Source organism: Thermococcus alcaliphilus (genome assembly GCF_024054535.1).
GTDB classification, from domain to species: domain Archaea; phylum Methanobacteriota_B; class Thermococci; order Thermococcales; family Thermococcaceae; genus Thermococcus_A; species Thermococcus_A alcaliphilus.
In genome coordinates this window covers 59,296-76,536 of sequence record NZ_JAMXLV010000020.1, presented here as the reverse complement: position 1 = coordinate 76,536, position 17,241 = coordinate 59,296, and the positions used below count along the sequence as shown (strand labels likewise).

Annotated in this window: 18 protein-coding genes; 9 read left to right on the top strand and 9 right to left on the bottom strand. The window is 42.5% G+C overall.

The window, feature by feature from the left end; translation table 11 throughout:
* Positions 1-55 precede the first annotated feature (55 nt).
* A complete protein-coding gene (locus NF859_RS05030; protein ID WP_252743286.1) occupies positions 56-643 on the top strand; it encodes a hypothetical protein in 588 nt (195 codons plus the stop codon).
* Here the strand turns inward: NF859_RS05030 and NF859_RS05025 are convergent.
* The 5 genes from NF859_RS05025 to NF859_RS05005 are packed head-to-tail and all read right to left on the bottom strand — an operon-like array spanning position 610 to position 6,908.
* Complete coding sequence (locus tag NF859_RS05025; RefSeq protein ID WP_252743285.1) at positions 610-1,584, bottom strand: ABC transporter ATP-binding protein; 975 nt, start codon at positions 1,582-1,584, stop codon at positions 610-612. The genes NF859_RS05030 and NF859_RS05025 overlap by 34 nt on opposite strands.
* Positions 1,585-1,593: 9 nt before the next feature.
* Positions 1,594-2,571 (bottom strand): ABC transporter ATP-binding protein, encoded by a 978-nt coding sequence (locus NF859_RS05020; protein ID WP_087037876.1) that lies wholly within the window; start codon positions 2,569-2,571, stop codon positions 1,594-1,596.
* Complete coding sequence (locus tag NF859_RS05015; RefSeq protein ID WP_087037878.1) at positions 2,564-3,718, bottom strand: ABC transporter permease; 1,155 nt, start codon at positions 3,716-3,718, stop codon at positions 2,564-2,566. Before NF859_RS05015 ends, NF859_RS05020 begins: the two co-directional genes overlap by 8 nt.
* Positions 3,719-3,729: 11 nt before the next feature.
* Positions 3,730-4,731: an ABC transporter permease gene (locus NF859_RS05010; RefSeq protein WP_087037880.1), complete on the bottom strand. Its 1,002-nt coding sequence runs from the start codon at positions 4,729-4,731 to the stop codon at positions 3,730-3,732.
* 59 nt (positions 4,732-4,790) lie between these two features.
* The gene (locus NF859_RS05005; RefSeq protein ID WP_252743284.1) at positions 4,791-6,908 is read right to left on the bottom strand and encodes an ABC transporter substrate-binding protein; all 2,118 of its coding nucleotides are present in this window, start codon (positions 6,906-6,908) and stop codon (positions 4,791-4,793) included.
* A 243-nt stretch (positions 6,909-7,151) separates the two neighbouring features.
* Between NF859_RS05005 and NF859_RS05000 the strand changes: the two genes are divergently transcribed.
* Positions 7,152-7,391 carry an Lrp/AsnC family transcriptional regulator gene (locus tag NF859_RS05000; protein WP_087037882.1) on the top strand — a complete coding sequence of 80 codons (240 nt, stop codon included), beginning with the start codon at positions 7,152-7,154 and terminating at the stop codon, positions 7,389-7,391.
* Between the two features lie 2 nt (positions 7,392-7,393).
* Here the strand turns inward: NF859_RS05000 and NF859_RS04995 are convergent, their stop codons facing one another.
* A complete protein-coding gene (locus NF859_RS04995; RefSeq protein ID WP_252743283.1) occupies positions 7,394-7,702 on the bottom strand; it encodes a signal recognition particle protein Srp19 in 309 nt (102 codons plus the stop codon).
* A gap of 55 nt (positions 7,703-7,757) precedes the next feature.
* Between NF859_RS04995 and NF859_RS04990 the strand changes: the two genes are divergently transcribed.
* From NF859_RS04990 to NF859_RS04970, 5 genes are all read left to right on the top strand, one after another.
* Positions 7,758-8,375 (top strand): DUF257 family protein, encoded by a 618-nt coding sequence (locus NF859_RS04990; RefSeq protein WP_252743282.1) that lies wholly within the window; start codon positions 7,758-7,760, stop codon positions 8,373-8,375.
* A 13-nt stretch (positions 8,376-8,388) separates the two neighbouring features.
* Complete coding sequence (locus NF859_RS04985) at positions 8,389-9,150, top strand: tRNA (adenine-N1)-methyltransferase (protein ID WP_252743517.1); 762 nt, start codon at positions 8,389-8,391, stop codon at positions 9,148-9,150.
* A gap of 173 nt (positions 9,151-9,323) precedes the next feature.
* Positions 9,324-10,193 carry a sulfide/dihydroorotate dehydrogenase-like FAD/NAD-binding protein gene (locus NF859_RS04980; protein WP_252743281.1) on the top strand — a complete coding sequence of 290 codons (870 nt, stop codon included), beginning with the start codon at positions 9,324-9,326 and terminating at the stop codon, positions 10,191-10,193.
* On the top strand, positions 10,190-11,620 hold the full coding sequence (gltA, locus tag NF859_RS04975; RefSeq protein WP_252743280.1) for an NADPH-dependent glutamate synthase: 1,431 nt from the start codon (positions 10,190-10,192) through the stop codon (positions 11,618-11,620). Before NF859_RS04980 ends, gltA begins: the two co-directional genes overlap by 4 nt.
* A gap of 166 nt (positions 11,621-11,786) precedes the next feature.
* Positions 11,787-12,536, top strand: coding sequence for a class I SAM-dependent methyltransferase (locus tag NF859_RS04970; RefSeq protein ID WP_252743279.1), 750 nt, complete (start codon positions 11,787-11,789; stop codon positions 12,534-12,536).
* Here NF859_RS04970 and NF859_RS04965 read toward each other — a convergent pair.
* The gene (locus tag NF859_RS04965; protein WP_252743278.1) at positions 12,529-12,894 is read right to left on the bottom strand and encodes a DUF7132 family protein; all 366 of its coding nucleotides are present in this window, start codon (positions 12,892-12,894) and stop codon (positions 12,529-12,531) included. The genes NF859_RS04970 and NF859_RS04965 overlap by 8 nt on opposite strands.
* A 47-nt stretch (positions 12,895-12,941) precedes the next feature.
* Entirely contained in the window at positions 12,942-14,243 is a 1,302-nt protein-coding gene (locus tag NF859_RS04960; protein WP_252743277.1) for a TldD/PmbA family protein, read from the bottom strand.
* A 304-nt stretch (positions 14,244-14,547) separates the two neighbouring features.
* On the opposite strand from NF859_RS04960, the gene NF859_RS04955 reads away from it, so the two are divergent.
* The gene (locus NF859_RS04955; protein ID WP_252743276.1) at positions 14,548-15,063 is read left to right on the top strand and encodes a hypothetical protein; all 516 of its coding nucleotides are present in this window, start codon (positions 14,548-14,550) and stop codon (positions 15,061-15,063) included.
* A gap of 185 nt (positions 15,064-15,248) precedes the next feature.
* The gene (locus NF859_RS04950) at positions 15,249-15,827 is read left to right on the top strand and encodes a hypothetical protein (protein ID WP_252743275.1); all 579 of its coding nucleotides are present in this window, start codon (positions 15,249-15,251) and stop codon (positions 15,825-15,827) included.
* Here NF859_RS04950 and NF859_RS04945 read toward each other — a convergent pair.
* Positions 15,807-17,174, bottom strand: coding sequence for a TldD/PmbA family protein (locus NF859_RS04945; RefSeq protein ID WP_252743274.1), 1,368 nt, complete (start codon positions 17,172-17,174; stop codon positions 15,807-15,809). The genes NF859_RS04950 and NF859_RS04945 overlap by 21 nt on opposite strands.
* Positions 17,175-17,241 lie beyond the last annotated feature (67 nt).

The window sequence follows — 17,241 nt, the reverse complement described above, 5'->3', positions numbered from 1 at the left end:
CATCAGCCCAAATAAAAGAAAAGCGTTTATATAGCTTTTTGAAATATTAAGCCTCATGAGGATTGAGGTACCATATCTCGTTTTCGAGGTAAAGGGAAGACGCTTTATGCTAGACGCCTACTTTTCCAGAAAAGTTGAGAAAGCAGAACACATTAGTGTCCTTATAAGAAAATTTGACAGCAACCTCCCGAGAGATGCAGAAAATCCGCTTCCAAAGCTGATTGATGAAGAAACTATTGAGGAATTCCTTAAGACAACCTTTGAGAGAATATACGAACTTTCAGGAAGAAGACTTGACGAGAGACTCAGACATATACGGAAGTGGAATGTCCTCAGGATTCTTGGAATTCCTAGCGGATTTCGAAGACATAAGGAAAAAGATGAAGCACTTGCAAAAGAAAATCGAGAAGCATTATTGGCACTCTCTCTTCTTCAAGAGGTTTTGGGGGTTAAAAGTCCAGCTGAACTTACGGATGTGGAATTACGACCAATAGAATGGAGATACTATACAATTGAGCTTAAGGGGGATGAAATATATAACGAAAAAGGGGAAAAAGACCCCATTTATACAGAGCTTTTAAAGCGGGATAGCGGGTTTAGGCAAGCACTCTATGCCTTGGAGTACAGCCAGCAAGCCACGTAGTGATCTTGCTCCACTTCCACTAATGGGGGTTCTTCCTTCTTACAAATCTCCTTTGCATATGGGCATCTTGGGTGGAAGCGACATCCACTGGGTGGGTTTATTGGACTTGGCGGCTCGCCAGTAATCTTTTGTCTCTTTGCTTTTAGTTCCCTAGCAAGCTCAGGGTCGGGAACTGGGATTGCGGAGAGTAAAAACTGAGTATATGGGTGTAATGGGTTTTCAAATATTCTTTCTGCTGGACCAACTTCCACGAGCTTTCCAAGGTACATCACTCCCATTCTGTGGCTCATATACTTGACTACACCAAGATCGTGGGAGATGAAGAGATACGTAAAGCCGAACTCCTGCTGAAGGTCTTTTAAGGTGTTTAGGATATTTGCTTGTACTGATACATCAAGTGCTGAAGTGGGCTCATCCAACACGATGAATTCTGGTCTTAGAGCCAGCAACCTTGCTAATGCGATTCTCTGTCTCTGCCCACCGCTAAACTCGTGAGGATAACGATAGAGATGCATTTCGTTAAGACCTACGCTTTCAAGCAACTTTATTACGAAGTCTTCTGGGTCATCTACGTGAATCCCGTGAAATCTTACGGGTTCCATTATAATCTCGAATACCGTTTGTCTCGGATTTAGGGAAGAATAGGGATCCTGAAACATTATTTGGGCTTCTCTGCGGAATTGCTTGAGTTCATCTCCCTTGAGCTCCATTACGTTTTTCCCCTTGAAGATAATTTCACCACTCGTTGGTTCTATAAGGCGGAGGATTGTTCTTCCGGTGGTTGTTTTCCCACATCCGCTTTCTCCTACCAAACCAAAGGTTTCTCCTTTATATATTTCAAAGCTTATGTCATCAACTGCTTTTACGTACCCTTTGGTGAAGAATAACCCTTTAACTGGGAAGTATTTCTTCAGATGTTTAACCTCAAGTACTTTCTCCATGTTCTCACCTCAGTAAAGGTGGCATGCAACAAAGTGTCCATCTTCTATTTCAACTAGCTCGGGAACCTTCTGTTTGCATACTTCCATGGCGTATGGGCATCTCGGATGGAATCTGCAGCCTCCTGGGGGAGTTATCAAGTTAGGCACTGTACCGGGAATAGCTTCTAGGCGTTCAATTTTTGTCATTGGGTTGGGAACGGCTTTCAATAGCCCTTTGGTGTAGGGATGGAGAGGATTTTTGAAAATTTGCTCTACGCTCCCTATCTCCACTATTTTACCTGCATACATCACTGCTACTCTGTCAGCAGTTTCGGCAACAACACCCAAGTTGTGAGTAATTAGTATAACCGTCGCGTGGTACTTCTCTTTTAGACTATTTATCAAATCTAGGATTTGGGCTTGAACCGTAACGTCTAAGGCTGTTGTAGGCTCATCTGCAATGAGGATCTTTGGATTGTTTGCAATTCCGGTTCCAATAACGACTCTCTGCTTCATTCCTCCACTTAATTCGTGAGGATAGTTGTGGACTCTTTTTTCTGGATCCGGGATTAAAACTGCTCTTAATATGTCCACGGCTTTTTTAATTCCCTCTTTTATGTTTTTAACTTTCCCATGAACCTCCATAGCTTCTGCTATTTGGTAGCCCACGGTGTATAGCGGGTCAAGAGAAGCGTGAGGGTCTTGGAAGATGTATGCTATTTCATTTCCTCTTATTTCCCTTATTTCTTCTTCACTGAGCTTTAGCAGATCGATAGGTCCTTTTTCCGAGTGATAAATAACTTCTCCATTTACTATTCTGCCAGGGCTTTCTATTAGTTGGGTTAACGCTCTGGATGTGACGCTTTTCCCACATCCGGTTTCCCCTACGAGTGCAAAAGTCTCTCCCTTATAGACATCAAAGGATACGTTTTCAATGGCCTTTACAATTCCGGCGTAGGTGTAAAAGTGGACGGTTAAATTTCTAACTTGGAGTATTGGTTCAGGCATTTTCCTCTCCCTCCTTCTTGCTCTTCTTAACTTTGAACTCTATGCTTCTTCTTGTCTTTGGATCTAGGACATCTCTGAGACCGTCTCCGAGGAGGTTCCATCCCAGGGCAACCAGCATGACTATGAGACCTGGATAGAATACTAACCACCAGGCTTTTGGGAAGTACTGTGCTCCATCATAGACTATTCTACCCCAATCGGCAATTGGGGGTGTCGCACCCAGCCCTAAAAAGCTCAGACCTGCTTCCATTAAAACCACACTACCAAAATCAAGGGTTATGTATACTAGTATAGGCCCAATGATATTCGGCAAGATGTGCTTGAACATTATTGTCCATGAGCTTAGTCCAATAGCTCTGGCGGCTTCTATATATAGCTTCTCTTTTTCGGTGAGAGTCGAACCTCTAGTTATTCTTGCATAAACTGGCCACCATACGATAATCATTGCAAGTATCACCGAAAGCAATCTGCCCAAGTTTCCAGCTTCCCTAGTATCAAGGGCAAATATCCAGAGAACGAACTTCTGCAGAAGTGCATGGCTTTCTATAAACCCTTGTATTCTTTCGGGAAGTACTGCTGATAGTGCTATCGCTAGTATTAACGCTGGAAATGCTAGGAACATGTCAGTTATACGCATTAAGAGCTCATCAACTTTACCTCCTTTGTAGCCTGCTATCAGCCCTAGGACTATGCCTAAAGGCACTCCGAGAGAAATAACTATTATGGAGACTACGAAAGACGTTCTCGCACCGCTCAGGATCAAACTTAGGAGGTCTCTTCCGAAGTGATCAGCTCCTAATGGGTAGGTTATTGTTGTATTTGCAAACTCCAAGTATGCCTTACTTCCGGGTGGTGCAAGCACTACTTGTGTAAAATTCATTGTATAAAGTGAGGGGAAGAAATTGTATCTCCAAGTTGCCATCCTTGGTCCGAAAACTCCCAACAAGATAAAAATTATAACTAGGAAGACGCCTATTAAAGCAGGTGGAGAGCGGTTGAGGGCATAAAGCATTAATCTCCATTCTTCCATTTTGGATTTATTCTTTACTTTCCAGTCTTTCTTAAAGATGCTTATAAATGATGCAATTCCATAGACAAGCTTGTCAGCGATTTTGTCAAATATGTTCTTTTTATACTCTTCCTGCATTTTTCTCACCTCTAATACCTAACCCTTGGGTCTATTACTGCGTACAGAATATCGACCACTAGATTGGCAGTAACGTAGATTAAGGCGTAAATGAACGTTATTGCAACTATAACTGGGAAGTCAAGATTCTGGATTGACTGGATCGCATAACTTCCCATTCCTGGGAGTGCAAATACCGTCTCTGTTATAGGTGTTCCACCAAGGAGGCCTCCAAATTGAAGGCCTAATACTGTGACTATTGGTACCAAAGCATTCTTGAGGGCATGTCTGTAAATCCTGAGCTTGGGAACACCTTTTGCTTTTAGAAATTCGATGTAATCTCCGCTGATGGCCTCAAGGAAGGAGTTTCTAACAAATCTTGCTAATACTCCAGTCCCCATAAAACCAAGCACAAAGCCGGGAAGCCAGAACCTTGCTAGGTGTTGCTTAAATAACGTAAAATCCCCCGTAAGAAGGGCGTCTATTATCGGAACATGAGTTATTTGGGTGGCGGGAGTAGGAGGAACTCCGGCCAAGTTCGTTATTCTAAACTTCACAAAGAACACGAAAATCAGAAGATACCCTAGCCAGAACACTGGAGTTGAAACTCCAATTAAGGCAAAAATTCTAACTATCGTATCCACAATACTATTCCTCTTTAGGGCGGAAATCAGCCCAAGAGGAATTCCAATGATGAGTGTGAATACAAACGCTATTATAGCCAGTTGAAAAGTGACGGGAAATCTATCTCTAATATCATCCAAAACGGGGTTTGAGGTTCTTGGGTCTATAAGGGTGTTTGTTGCAATCCCTTTTACCAGGAAGATATACTGGGCATACCACGGATCGTTTAGGTGATATCTTTCTTTTATTCTCTCAACTGCTTCCGGAGACGCTTTTTCTCCACCAGCCCAAGCTTTAGCCGGGTCGGCTGGAATAACATAAGCTATCAGAAAGACTATCAATGTCACTCCTATTATTGTGGGGATGAATGTTAGGAGCCTTCTTATTAGGAATTTTTTGAGTTCAGCCATTCTTCTCCCTCCTTTAGTTCTCTTTTTTATGGAAGAATTTTAAAAAGAAAGAAAAGGCATCAAGACTCAACAGAAATTTCAATCTTGCTGAATTCTGTAGCACCGTAGAGGAATGGTCCAACCCAGTTGTCCGAGTCTAGGTAATCTGGTACCCATCCTACCACATAGACATCGTAGTCTCCCTTCGATGTCTTGGACAAGTAGACTGGCCACTCGTAGCTTCCTACCGTAACTTGGAATCCAAGCTGGCTCCAAATGTTTTGCAATAGTGTCATGATCTTCTCACGAGCGCTGTTTCCAGCGTTGTAGATAAGCTCAATCTTATAGTCACTTGGATTGATTCCAGCTTCTTGCAAGAGTTGTTGTGCCTTGTTTATATTGTAGTTGTACTTGATAATTCCATACTCTGTGTATCCTGGCCATGGTTTTGGAATTGGACCCCAGTTCCTCTCGAGCAGTCCGGAGTAAACTACTTGGGCTATCTGGTCGTATGGAATTGCGTAGGCTAAAGCTTGTCTGACCTTTGGATTGTTGAATGGCTCTTTCTGGGTGTTGAAGACTATGAATGTCAGAATTGGTTGGAGAATGTCAGTTTGAACAATTGACTTGAATCCTTGGAATTCGAGGCCTTTGACATCATTTACTCTCTCTGGTGGAGTAGCAACCGTATCGACTGTTCCTGTCTGGAAGAGTTGGATTCTTGAAACAGCATCATTGTTTATGACGTAGATAACCCTCTGGTGTCCGGGCTTTATGCTCTTGTCCCAGTAATATGGGTTGTGCTCAAGCACGATGTAGGCGTTTTCTTTGTACTCCTTAACATAGAAGGGACCTGTTCCAACCGGTTGCTTGTGCATGAGCTGGTGGGTTGGGTCTTGCTCACCTTCTTGTACATATGGCTCCCAAGCGTCGGGGTTCTTTCCGTTGTTTGAGGCTTTTAGAGCCTCTTCATACTTGTCACCAAGGAGGTACTCCATTGGAACTACTGAGAGGAATGGATCTGCCAATATACCAAGAACTGCTGCGTATGGTGCTGGTAGAACAAGCTTGAAGACACCGGCGGTTTCTCCGCTGTATCCAAAGGCGTCTAGCAAGTCTTGGAGAGACTTAACTTCCACAGTTTTTCCATTGTATTCTGCAATAAGCTTCTTGCTCTTGATAACATCTTCGAATTCTTTTTCAGTTAGAGCTTGTGACTTGCTAACGTCCATAAAGCTTGAGACCATCCATGAAACGCTGTGCCCTAATCTTTGGACACGCCAGAATGTAAAGGCAACGTCTGTAGCATCAATTGGGTATGTTTTGTCGTTCCATGGGTCATAAGCTTTTACTCCTCCTCTGATAACAAAATACCATTCGGTACCATCTTCGTTGTGTGCCCATGCAACGGCCAAATCTGGTGTTACCTTTTCGGTTTCTTCTTTCCAATATGTGACAAGGGTGTCACCAATCTCGTGCCAGATTTCCCATCCAAAGGTCTCGTATGTCCATGCTGGGTCAAAGCTCTCTGGCCATCCGATTGTACCTATAACGTAGGTTTGAGCATCGTTCTTGTAGTCACCAATTCCAATGGGCACACTCGGGGCGTTTGGATCTTCCCAAATGAGATCGTATCTCTCTGGGAATGTTGGGTGATAGTATCTTCCCTTGACCCATTCCCAGTAGACACGTAGTTGTCTGTTTTGTCCAAGGATCACCTCAGGCACAAGTCTGTTACCGAGTATATAGAGTGCCTTAAAGAGTTCTGTTCTTATTTCAGGGTTAGTCTCTCTTCTTGCAGCAATTACGAGGGCATCAACAGTGGTATTTCTAAAGAACGCGGGGTTAATAGCACCAAATCCTTGACCTTGCTCCATCAATTCCTTGACGGATGGAGTATTAGCTTCATCCACGACGTAGGTTACTTTAATTATTTTCTTCCCACTTGGCAAGGAAGCTGGCATTTGAGAGCCTTCAGGACCAACCAATATGACACTCTTGTCAGTTTCGATAACTTCATAAGTTGGCCCTGTTGGTTGAGTGGTTGTTTGGGTTGGGGAGCTTGTGGTTGTAGTTTGTGTTGTTTGAGTGGGGCTTGATGTTTGGGTTGTTGTTCCTCCACCACCAATACACCCACTTGCAACTACTGCAAAAACCAAAACGCTTATCACTAACAGTGTTGCCAACTGCTTCTTCATTTACACACCTCCACGGAATTGAGCATTAATAACTTCATCGTAGGGCTTTAATAAATTTTTCTACACCTAAGAGCTTGGTTGTGCAACAAATAACAGAATATGACCCGGTTATTTCTTTCTATTGAGCAATGTTTTTGCACCCAATAACGAAATAATTTTTGTCAGATATACTGAAAATAAATGCGAAAACCTTAAATTATAGAACATCTCTAAAAAGACTGACAACAAAATCTGGTGATGTAAATGGTTAGGGCATACATTTTGTTAACAATTGAAATCGGGAAGGTTGAGAAGGTAATAGAAGAAATAAAAGCGATTCCAGGAGTTTTGAAAGCCGATGCTGTTACCGGCCCCTACGATGCAATAGTTGAGCTTGAGGCTGCAGATTTAGGGGAGCTTACAAGAAAAATCCTGCACGACATACACAACATAGACGGGGTAATTGACACAACAACTGCAATAGTTGTAGAAACAGAGGAGTAAAGTTACTTTTTCCTACGTGCTTTCCTAAATTCTCTAACCTTTTGGGCTATTAGCTTTAGAGTTTTTGATTTTCCATGCTTGCTTTCTACTATAATCCTTCCTTTAACTCGTAGTTCATCGTCTAGTCCTGCGAGCTTTGGATTAAGAGCCTCTCTATTGATCTCAATAACGGTAATTCCCAGACTTTTGGCCGCATCTATTATTTCATCTATGTTTGGCTTTTCTACTGCAAGGTTTTTCGGAACTTCTCTGCCGTACTTCCTTGGAATCCTAGAATCTATTTCGTTTGTCCATATTACGAACTTGCTCATTTTGAACACCTAAAAAGTTTAAAAGCTTTGGCATTAAAAATTCTTTGGTGAGAGCATGGAAGTGAATTCACTTACTGAGTTTTTAAAAACACAGGCTACACCTGGCGATTTCATTCTCATAGAATATCCTTCGCTGTACCCTCTTGAAAACTTAATATGGGGAGAGCTTATACCCTCACTCTCCAATCGTGAGATCTTAATAGACGACTTTTTTGGTGTGGGTGATCTGCTGTTTAGGGATTATCTAAGAAAAAGCTCTCCCGAAAAATATAAGGGGTTAATGGAGTCTACAAAGAAGATAAGGGCAATAAGAATAGGCCCTGGTAGAACAAGCTATGCCTCTGTAGTTGAAGAGATGCCGGTTACATATGAGATCTCCGAGTTTATGAGGAATTATTACAATGCTCTGATGAAGCTTTTTTCTCCTTCAACAAAAGTTGAGTACTCAATAACCCTTGGTATATCTCAGTATATCTACTTTGGCAAAGATAAGGCACTTAGAGCAATTTTGTTTACAAGAAGCACGCTCCCCTTTGAAGACTGGACTTCTATTTATTTTGTAAATAACGATATCTTGGATAAGCAGCAAATTGCTGTTTTAAGGGAGCTCGCAAGCAAATCAATAAAGATTCAAAAAGAGGGAACTCTCTACAAGCTTGAAATAGAGGAGTAGTTTGGTGGTTAAAATGATAAAACAGGGAGATAAAGTTGTGCTGCTTGATCCTAGGGGAAAGAGGTATCTTATAACGGTAAAAGAGGGGGAATTTCATACAGATCTAGGCAAAATAGATTTAAACGAGCTTTTAGGGAGGGAGTTTGGGACTTTTGTCGAATCGCATAAGGGATATCAATTTAGGATTCTCAAGCCAAGAATAATAGACTACATCGACAAGATGAAAAGAGGTCCCCAGATAATTCATCCCAAAGATGCCGCCCAGATAGTAGCATTTGCTGGAATCTCCCCTGGAGATGTCATAGTGGAAGCAGGGGTTGGGAGTGGGGCATTGACGCTTTTTTTAGCCAACATTATTGGCCCCCAGGGGAAGATAATTGGCTATGAAGTGAGGGAAGATTTCGCAAAGCTTGCATGGAGGAATATAGAGTGGGCAGGTTTTGCGAATAGGGTCGAGATAAAGCTAAAGAACATCTATGATGGAATTGATGAGGAAAATGTTGACCATATCATCCTAGATCTTCCACAGCCAGAGAACGTTGTGGAACATGCGATAAAAGCTCTAAAGCCGGGAGGATTTTTTGTTGCGTACACTCCCTGTATAAATCAGGTTGACAGACTGTATAAGAAGTTGAGAGAACATAAAGCTCACTTTACGAAGCCGAAGACAATTGAGTGTTTGGTGAGGGAGCAGGAAGTTAAGGAAGAATGTATAAGACCAAGAACTACCATGCTTGCCCATACGGGCTATATTACCTTTGCTAGAAAAAGATAAACCGTCTTTGTTTCTTTCTATCTCTATTAGCCTTTTTTGTGAGTGTTTATCCCCTTAGCCTTTCTCCTGTTAGTATGCTTCTCAACCTTTGGTTTACAATAATTTTATAAATACCTTAAGTTTTGAACAAAAGTAGATGATCAAATCTGAACTCATGTACGGAGGTGTTCATTATGTACGAGATATTGGAAAAGAGGGAAATAGCCGCCAAGAATGTCCTGTATAAAATTCACGCTCCACATATAGCTAGAAAAGTCCAACCAGGTCAATTTGTAGTAGTTAGGGCATTCGAGAACGGTGAAAGGATTCCTCTAACCCCTGTAATGTGGGATCCTGAGGAAGGGTGGATAATACTGGTAGTGTTCATAAGAGGAAAGACCACTCTTAGAATGAACGTGGAATTAAAAGAAGGAGACAAAATATTGAACATAGCCGGTCCCCTTGGAAACCCAGCGCCGATGAAAAAATTTGGGAAGATTTTGGCAATAGGGATGATGACTGGGATAGTAGAGGTTTACCCAATAGCCAAAGCGTGGCAAGAAATTGGAAACGAGGTAATAACCCTTCACATAGCTCCAGAACCCATGGTTCTCCTTAAAGAAGAGTTGGAAAATGCAGTTTCAAAACATGTAATAGAGAGCTTTCCACTTAAAGAGGGCATGGGAATGCCAGAAATATTCAAAGAACTTGTCACAAGGGGACAAGCAAAGGTAAGGGAGCTCATTGAAAAAGAAAAGCCAGATTTAGTCTTCATGGTTGGACCCGCAGGAGGGCAGAAGGCTATTTTTGAAGTGGTTAAAGAATATGGAATACCCATGGAAGTTGATCTCCACCCCATAATGGTTGATGGGACTGGAATGTGCGGTGCATGTAGAGTTACCGTTGGAGGGGAAGTTAAATTTGCATGTGTAGATGGTCCAAGCTTTGATGCTTATGAAGTAAACTGGGACGAGCTTATTGCTAGGTCTGGATTCTACACTGACTTAGAAAGGAAGGCTTTGGAGGATTACCTTGCTAAACTCCAACAAGGAGGTGTTCAATGATGGCGCTTATCAAGGAAAGAGTCCCCACTCCAGAAAGATCTGTGGAAGAAAGGCTTAAAGGTTTTATGGAAGTTAATTTAGGTTATACGTTTGAGCTTGCCGTTAAAGAAGCGGAAAGATGTCTCCAGTGTAATCCCGCTCCCTGCACTCAGGGATGCCCCGTTCACATAGACATTCCCGGTTTTATAAGGAAGCTCCGCGAGAACAAGGACAATCCAGAAAAAGCCGTTAAAGAGGCATTAGAAGTTATCTGGGCGTGCAATACTTTGCCCGCAATTACCGGTAGAGTTTGCCCTCAAGAAGACCAGTGTGAAGCTCCGTGTGTTATGGGCAAAGTTGGTGAGCCCATTAACATCGGAAAGCTTGAGCGTTTTGTGGCAGATTATGCAAGGGAAAAAGGCATAGATGAAAAATTGCTTCAGGAAATTATTCCAAAAATTGAAAAGAAGAAGGAAAAAGTTGCTGTTATTGGGGCTGGACCTGCTGGGCTTACTTGTGCCGCTGAGCTGGCAAAAGAGGGCTACCAAGTTACAATATTTGAAGCCCTCCACAAGCCTGGAGGGGTTCTGGTTTACGGAATCCCCGAGTTCAGATTACCAAATGACACCATAGAAAAGGAGCTTGAAAAACTCAAAAAACTTGGCGTTGAGATAAAAACTGACTACATTGTAGGAAGGACTGTAACATTCGATGAACTCCTTGAGGAGTACGATGCTATCTTCATAGGAACCGGCGCTGGGACCCCTAAACTTCCAGATATTCCTGGAATAAACCTGAATGGTATCTATTCAGCGAACGAGTTCCTAACAAGGGTCAACCTCATGAAAGCCTATGCATTCCCAGAATACGATACCCCCATCAAAGTGGGCAAGAAAGTTATAGTCATTGGAGCCGGCAACACTGCAATGGATGCAGCGAGAACTGCAAGGAGGCTTGGAGCGGAGGTCACAATAGCTTATAGAAGGGGAGAGGAAGACGTTACGGCGAGAGTTGAAGAAGTTGCACATGCTAAGGAGGAAGGGGTCAAGTTTGAGTTCTTCCTCAATCCAATTGAGTTCATTGGCGACAAAAACGGAAGAGTGAAGGCAGTGAAGTTCATGAAAATGAAACCCCTTGAAGAGAGAGACGCAAGAGGAAAGAGAAAAATTGTGCCCACCGGAGAAACAGTAACACTTGAGGCAGACACGGTTGTGATAGCAATAGGTAAAACAACGAGCAAGCTTCTTAGGATGACACTTCCGCAAATAGAGGCTGATGAGTATGGAGTAATAAAGGTCGATGAGAACCTAATGACCAACATCCCTGGTGTTTTTGCTGGTGGGGATGCTATAAGGGGAGAAGCCACGGTAATTCTGGCAATGGGCGACGGAAGAAAAGCCGCAAAGGGAATAAAGCAATATTTGGAAGAAAAACGGAAGAACGCCTGATGTTTCTTCTTTATTTAATTTCTCGGCTTCTCCAATAATTTTTATAAGGCCTCTTCTAGATTTAGAGTAGGCGATGAAGAACTCTAGGGTATCTGAACTGTGATGATGGTCAACCCCTGAGCCGCTAAACGTATAAACTTTTGTGCCTTATCCTTTTCGATGAGTTATGAGCTTGGAAGAAATTTTAGAGGAAGAAGATTTGGGAATTGAAATCCTTCATCCCGGCGGATTGGAGATTACAAGAGAGTTAGCAGAACTCTGCGGCATTAATGAAAAATCCAAAGTTTTGGATGTGGCATGCGGCACTGGCGAAACTGCATGCTTTTTAGCGGAAACCTTTGGTTGTGAGGTCGTGGGAATTGACGTTTCTCATGTAATGATAGAGAAAGCAAAGAAGAAAGCAAAAATGAGAGGATTGGAAGGTAGAACTACTTTCATCTTAGCAGATGCCCACGAATTGCCCTTCCCAGATAACACTTTTGATGTTGTCATTTCAGAGTGCACGCTCTGTCTCCTTAACAAGGAGGTTGCATTAAAGGAAATGGTCCGTGTAGTTAAGCCAAATGGCTGTGTGGGAATACACGACGTTGCTTGGAGAGGGAATGTACCTGAAAAACTGAAGCTAAAACTTAAGGAGATTGAGGGAGAAGAGCCGGAAACTCCCGACGGGTGGAGAAGGCTTTTTGAGAAAGCTGGGCTCATAAATGTTGTCGTGATTGATAAATTCCACCTAATTCCCGAGTGGATGAAAGAAATGAGAAAAGAGATTGGTTTCTGGAGAGAGGTGAAAATATTCCTGAAGATACTTAGAAAAGAAGGATTAAAGGGTCTGAAAAATGCCTGGGAGTCAATGAAGATTTTTGAAAGCCCTTATACCGGTTATGTTATTGTCGTGGGAAGGAAGCCGGCTAAATAGTTGTCTTTTCCTCCTTTTCCTCTTCTTCCTCCTCTTCGATTTCTTCAAGTATGTGCTCAAATTTCTTGAACTCATCTGTCTGAGCGACCAGCGTAATGAATTCGTCTATTTCTTCTTTTTCAAGGAAAGAACCTACCAAAAGTCTTCCTGTGTACCGGTTGTTCTTGATCTCCCAGAACATATAAAATTCGGGGAACTTGTTCTTTATTTTCCTATAAGCTACACCGTACTTTGAATCCTTAAGCGGGTTCTGTTCGAGGAAGAAATGGTTCTTTGAGATTTCTATCATGTGGAGGAGAGCTCCTCTTCTTGTTCTAACTACTTTAATCTTCACGGGCTTTTCTTCCAGAACTCTCATGCTATCACCAAATAAAAAATATGTAATTGAATAACTTAAACCTTTCTTCAGACAATTCTTCCCACACCAAGCACTCTGGGAGATATAAAAGCCCCAAGTTCCTCTTTCTTCTTCCCTACTGCTGTTATAGACTTTACGAACTCAAAAACGTTTCCCACAAACATGTTGTCCTTGAATGGAATGACTTCACCGTTTTTGATAACATAACCAAGCTCAACCGTTAGTGAAAAATCTCCGCTTATTGGGTTTGCAGTGTGCTCACCAAAGACTTTCTTTATTATAACCCCTTCAAAATCCTCGAGGTTCTCTTTTTCTCCCTCCACGATTATGTTGCTCGTTCCTATGTGGGGAGGAGTCCTAAAGTCTCTCACGGCATTTCCCGTGCTCTCCATTTTAAGGAGCCTTGCATATGTTTCATCCAAGATAAAGTTCTTTAAAATACCGCTTTCAACCAGAACAGTTCTCTGAGAAGGATTTCCTTCGCCATCGAAAGAGTAGCTCGCGATTTTGCCTTCCAGCGTGGCATCATCAATGAGGGTGAACGCTTCACTTGCAACGCTTTCACCCAGTTTGTTAAATCTGCTCCTTTTGTGATATACGTTGTCCCCCCTTAGGTTTGAAATGAACAGTCCAAGGATTGATGCAACTGAGTGCGGCTCTAGAACGAGCCCTCCATCAAAAGACTCCAGCGGTTTTGCATTGTAGCTTAGCTCAACCTCCTGCATAGCCTTTTCTAGCCCTTCCTCAAGCTCTCTTTCGAAGTCCATCATAGTTCTTGAGGCTTTGTAGTAATCCCCAGTTCCAACTTTTCCATCTTTTCTAACGATGTAAACGCTAAAGCTCATTGCTGTGCCTTCTTCTTCCATCTCGATTCCGTTTGAGTTCGCTATGCCGTCTTTTGCCACACCAAAGGCCAATCTCCCCGAAAAAGTATAGCTTCTTCCATATTTATCTCTCAGCTCGCTCTCTTTTTTAGAAATCTCCCTTCCTAGCTCCAAAGCTTCTTCAAACTCCAGCTCCGCTATCCGCTTATCATAAATCCCGCTAACTTTTTTAATGGACTTTTTTTCGGGGAACCCGTAAAACTTTACCTCTCCGACCTTTGCAAGTTTTATGGTCTTTTTAACAAACTTTTCAAGGTCTTCTTTTGAGTGGGTTAGCCCGGTAATATAAGAAAAGCCCTGTTTTCCGTTGTATCCCACCCTAAGGCCAATGCCGGAATGATATTTCCTTTGGGCTCTCTCAAGCTCACACTTCTCAATTTTAAATGAACTTCCCCTACCAATCTCCCAGTAAACTTCCCACTCGACGTTCTCGCGGTTTAGGATTTTAATCAGCTCATCTATCATTTTTCCACCCGGCTTTCATAAGCCAGAGAAGATTATTAAAGATTTTGTGTTGCATCCCTAATTCTAATCATATTGGTAGGATGATTATGAAGTACCTACAGGTTTTCTTATTGGCAATTACGAACTGAAGAAACAGCACAACTGACTAATTCCCCGCCATTGGGGAAATCAGAATAAGAATCAGGAGAATAAGGACTTTTCATCCCTCCTCTCATCCAGTCACGATAGCTCGGCTACCACCTCACTAACACATAATTCTCAAGTTTTAAATAATTTGAATGCAAATTATTGGTGAGTGAAGTGAATGAAGAAGATTTTATTTGGAAGTTTGTTTTTCTTGGCGATTGGGATTGGAGTACTTAACATTCTTGTGCCCTTCAAGGAGTTGAATTACTTAACTTTATTCGCTCTCATAACTCTCATTCTCCTCCGTACGGTTCTCCCAAACAGGTTCAAAAACAGGATTATAACTTTCGCGTGGCATTTTGGGATAATATTCACAATAGGCTCCCTCATTTATCCATACAATAGACACCTTGCGTACTCTTACTTTGCTGGCGCTGGCGTGGCTGCAACATTCTACGCTTTTGGCGACAAACTCTTCTACTACGCCCCCCAAATAACTTACGCTTGGATTGGCCTTGCAGCGGGCTTTTTGCTTTCATTAACAGTCTTCAGGGATGAAGTTCGAAGGAATAATGGATTATTCTTCATTCTCACATTAGGGCTCAGCTTTACAACACTTCTCATTGGGAAACTCCTCAATTACAAACCATTCTCTGATAGAGTATTAAGAGTAAAAGTGCCTAAAGAATGGTGATTTTATCTCTAGCTCTTTCATACTCTTGTTTTAGAAATCCCTGTAACTATCTGAGAGGTTACCCAAAAGGGTGGTTAGGGGAAGCAATACGTCAAATCGCTTCAAAAGGTGATACCATAATTATCCCACCAGTCTCAAATAGAAATATATATCCCCTCAGCAGAAATTAGTATTGGCGAAAAACAATGAGACTTCCTTGGTTGGTCTTGGTTCTCATGGTTGTTATAGCAGGATGCTTGGAGATGAATGAGACCTCTAAAAGTACTCAAAGCAGTTCCTTGGAGTCATCCTTCTCGTGTCCAGTTATTTATCCAGGTTATGGGGAGTTCAACGCGAATAATCTCCTTTTTGAAAAACTCGACGGCAAAGTGCTGCAGACTCCAGCGTTTCTAATGCCACCCAATGCCACTATAAGAATTAGAGGCGAAATCTTTGCCAAGGAGTATAAAGTAGGCAACATAACGTGCTACTACGCAGGGAAAGTAGAGATAAAGGCCTTTCTGGGAAGTCCCAGTACGAGTGAAAGCTGGAGTCGTACGGCAGAGAATCTTAAAGATATTGAAAACATAAGCGTCGAGATAACTCCGAGAGAGCTTTTTATCCCCCCAGAGAAAAATGCGACCTTCGAGGTGGAAATCAATACTAAAAACACCCACGTTGGTCAGAAATATTATGTTTACATAGTGGCATTTGGAGAAAACGGGTGGAAGAGCTGGGGCAGAATTGAGATAAAAATCTGGGGATCAAAGGAATCCTCCCACTAGTGCCCTCGTCAAAACGTGGGGGCCTCCGTCGTCAACAGATACCCATTGACCTTTTCCGCAGTAGCCGGGGAACTCGATTTTGAGGTCTCTTCCTATGGCTCTTATGTTCTTGAGGACGTCTAGAATCTTGCCCGAGAGCGCTACATCTCTTATGGGTGTCTTTATCTCCCCGTTCTCGATTATATATCCCTCCTTTGCCCCGAACATGAAGGTTCCGTTAGCTATGTCCACCTGCCCGCCTTTGTCTCCTATGAGGTAGAGCCCGTTTTTGACCTCTTCAACCATCTCCTCAAAGCTCCAGTCTCTGGGCTCTATATAGGTGTTGCTCATCCTCACGAGGGGCTGATAGTTGTAACTCTGTGCCCTTCCATGACCGTTAGGCTCAAGCCCAAAGAATGTTGCAGTTTCTCTGTCGAGGAGATATTCTTTAAGAACTCCATCCTTTATGATTTCTACTTTTCTCGCCTTAATCCCTTCATCATCGTAGATGTATGAGCCAAATTTTCCTGGCAAAGTGGGATCGTCTACAACGGTGAGCTCCTCAACGGCTATCTCTTTCCCAAGTTTTCCTTCCAGTATGCTTTCCCCGTTTTTAACGGCATCTCCCTCCGCTGCATGCCCAAGGGCTTCGTGAATGAAAACTCCAGCAAGCTCGGGGTCAACTATTACGTCAAACTCTCCCGAGGGGGGTAGGGATGCGTTTAGAAGTTCTTTGGCTTTATTTTTGACAAAAGACGTCCAGTACTCGAAGTCTATCCCTTCTATCATTTCCCACCCCACAGTTCCTCCAAAGACCTTCCAGTAGGTCTGCATGTCATTGCCTTTTTTTGCAGTGACAGAGAAGCTCAAACGTATTTTGGGAACTACTGTTCTGATTTCACTTCCCACGGAGTTAAAGTAGAACTGCTCTTTCACTCCATCTCCGTAGGCTATCCTTCTGTTGGGTAGCTCTTTTTCCACCAATAGAGAATCCAGCTCCTTTAGAAGGGTTATTTTTTCTTCCAAATCCACATCAGAAAATGGCTTCTTAACACTTATTTCCGCATCATCCTTAACCGGGTCTCCGACATAGATTTTCGAGTTCCCCTTTGTGGCTTTTGCAATTTTCATTGCAGTTTCAATTGCTCTTTCTGCCCTTCTAATGTCATTTGCCGATGAGAAACCCCAGGAACCGTCAAAAGCTCTAACACCAATCCCAATTTCCATGTTTGAAGAGATGTCCTCAAAGTGAGAATTCTGCATTTCAATATGGGTTGCACTTATTCTGGCTATTCTCACCTCGTAGTAAGGTATTCCATACTTTTGACTGAGCTCTTCGGCTTTTTTGATTAGCTTTTCAACTTCCATAGAACCCCCAAAGAAGAGAGCTAAAGAGGGTTTATATTGTTTTTGGAAAAGGAGAAGAAAAAAGGAA

Excerpts from the sequence above, each read along its gene's own strand:
- NF859_RS05030 (WP_252743286.1), top strand. The coding sequence starts at position 56 with ATGAGGATTGAGGTACCATATCTCGTTTTCGAGGTAAAGGGAAGACGC.
- NF859_RS05025 (WP_252743285.1), bottom strand. The coding sequence starts at position 1,584 with ATGGAGAAAGTACTTGAGGTTAAACATCTGAAGAAATACTTCCCAGTT.
- NF859_RS05020 (WP_087037876.1), bottom strand. The coding sequence starts at position 2,571 with ATGCCTGAACCAATACTCCAAGTTAGAAATTTAACCGTCCACTTTTAC.
- NF859_RS05015 (WP_087037878.1), bottom strand. The coding sequence starts at position 3,718 with ATGCAGGAAGAGTATAAAAAGAACATATTTGACAAAATCGCTGACAAG.
- NF859_RS05010 (WP_087037880.1), bottom strand. The coding sequence starts at position 4,731 with ATGGCTGAACTCAAAAAATTCCTAATAAGAAGGCTCCTAACATTCATC.
- NF859_RS05005 (WP_252743284.1), bottom strand. The coding sequence starts at position 6,908 with ATGAAGAAGCAGTTGGCAACACTGTTAGTGATAAGCGTTTTGGTTTTT.
- NF859_RS05000 (WP_087037882.1), top strand. The coding sequence starts at position 7,152 with ATGGTTAGGGCATACATTTTGTTAACAATTGAAATCGGGAAGGTTGAG.
- NF859_RS04995 (WP_252743283.1), bottom strand. The coding sequence starts at position 7,702 with ATGAGCAAGTTCGTAATATGGACAAACGAAATAGATTCTAGGATTCCA.
- NF859_RS04990 (WP_252743282.1), top strand. The coding sequence starts at position 7,758 with ATGGAAGTGAATTCACTTACTGAGTTTTTAAAAACACAGGCTACACCT.
- NF859_RS04985 (WP_252743517.1), top strand. The coding sequence starts at position 8,389 with ATGATAAAACAGGGAGATAAAGTTGTGCTGCTTGATCCTAGGGGAAAG.
- NF859_RS04980 (WP_252743281.1), top strand. The coding sequence starts at position 9,324 with ATGTACGAGATATTGGAAAAGAGGGAAATAGCCGCCAAGAATGTCCTG.
- gltA (WP_252743280.1), top strand. The coding sequence starts at position 10,190 with ATGATGGCGCTTATCAAGGAAAGAGTCCCCACTCCAGAAAGATCTGTG.
- NF859_RS04970 (WP_252743279.1), top strand. The coding sequence starts at position 11,787 with ATGAGCTTGGAAGAAATTTTAGAGGAAGAAGATTTGGGAATTGAAATC.
- NF859_RS04965 (WP_252743278.1), bottom strand. The coding sequence starts at position 12,894 with ATGAGAGTTCTGGAAGAAAAGCCCGTGAAGATTAAAGTAGTTAGAACA.
- NF859_RS04960 (WP_252743277.1), bottom strand. The coding sequence starts at position 14,243 with ATGATAGATGAGCTGATTAAAATCCTAAACCGCGAGAACGTCGAGTGG.
- NF859_RS04955 (WP_252743276.1), top strand. The coding sequence starts at position 14,548 with ATGAAGAAGATTTTATTTGGAAGTTTGTTTTTCTTGGCGATTGGGATT.
- NF859_RS04950 (WP_252743275.1), top strand. The coding sequence starts at position 15,249 with ATGAGACTTCCTTGGTTGGTCTTGGTTCTCATGGTTGTTATAGCAGGA.
- NF859_RS04945 (WP_252743274.1), bottom strand. The coding sequence starts at position 17,174 with ATGGAAGTTGAAAAGCTAATCAAAAAAGCCGAAGAGCTCAGTCAAAAG.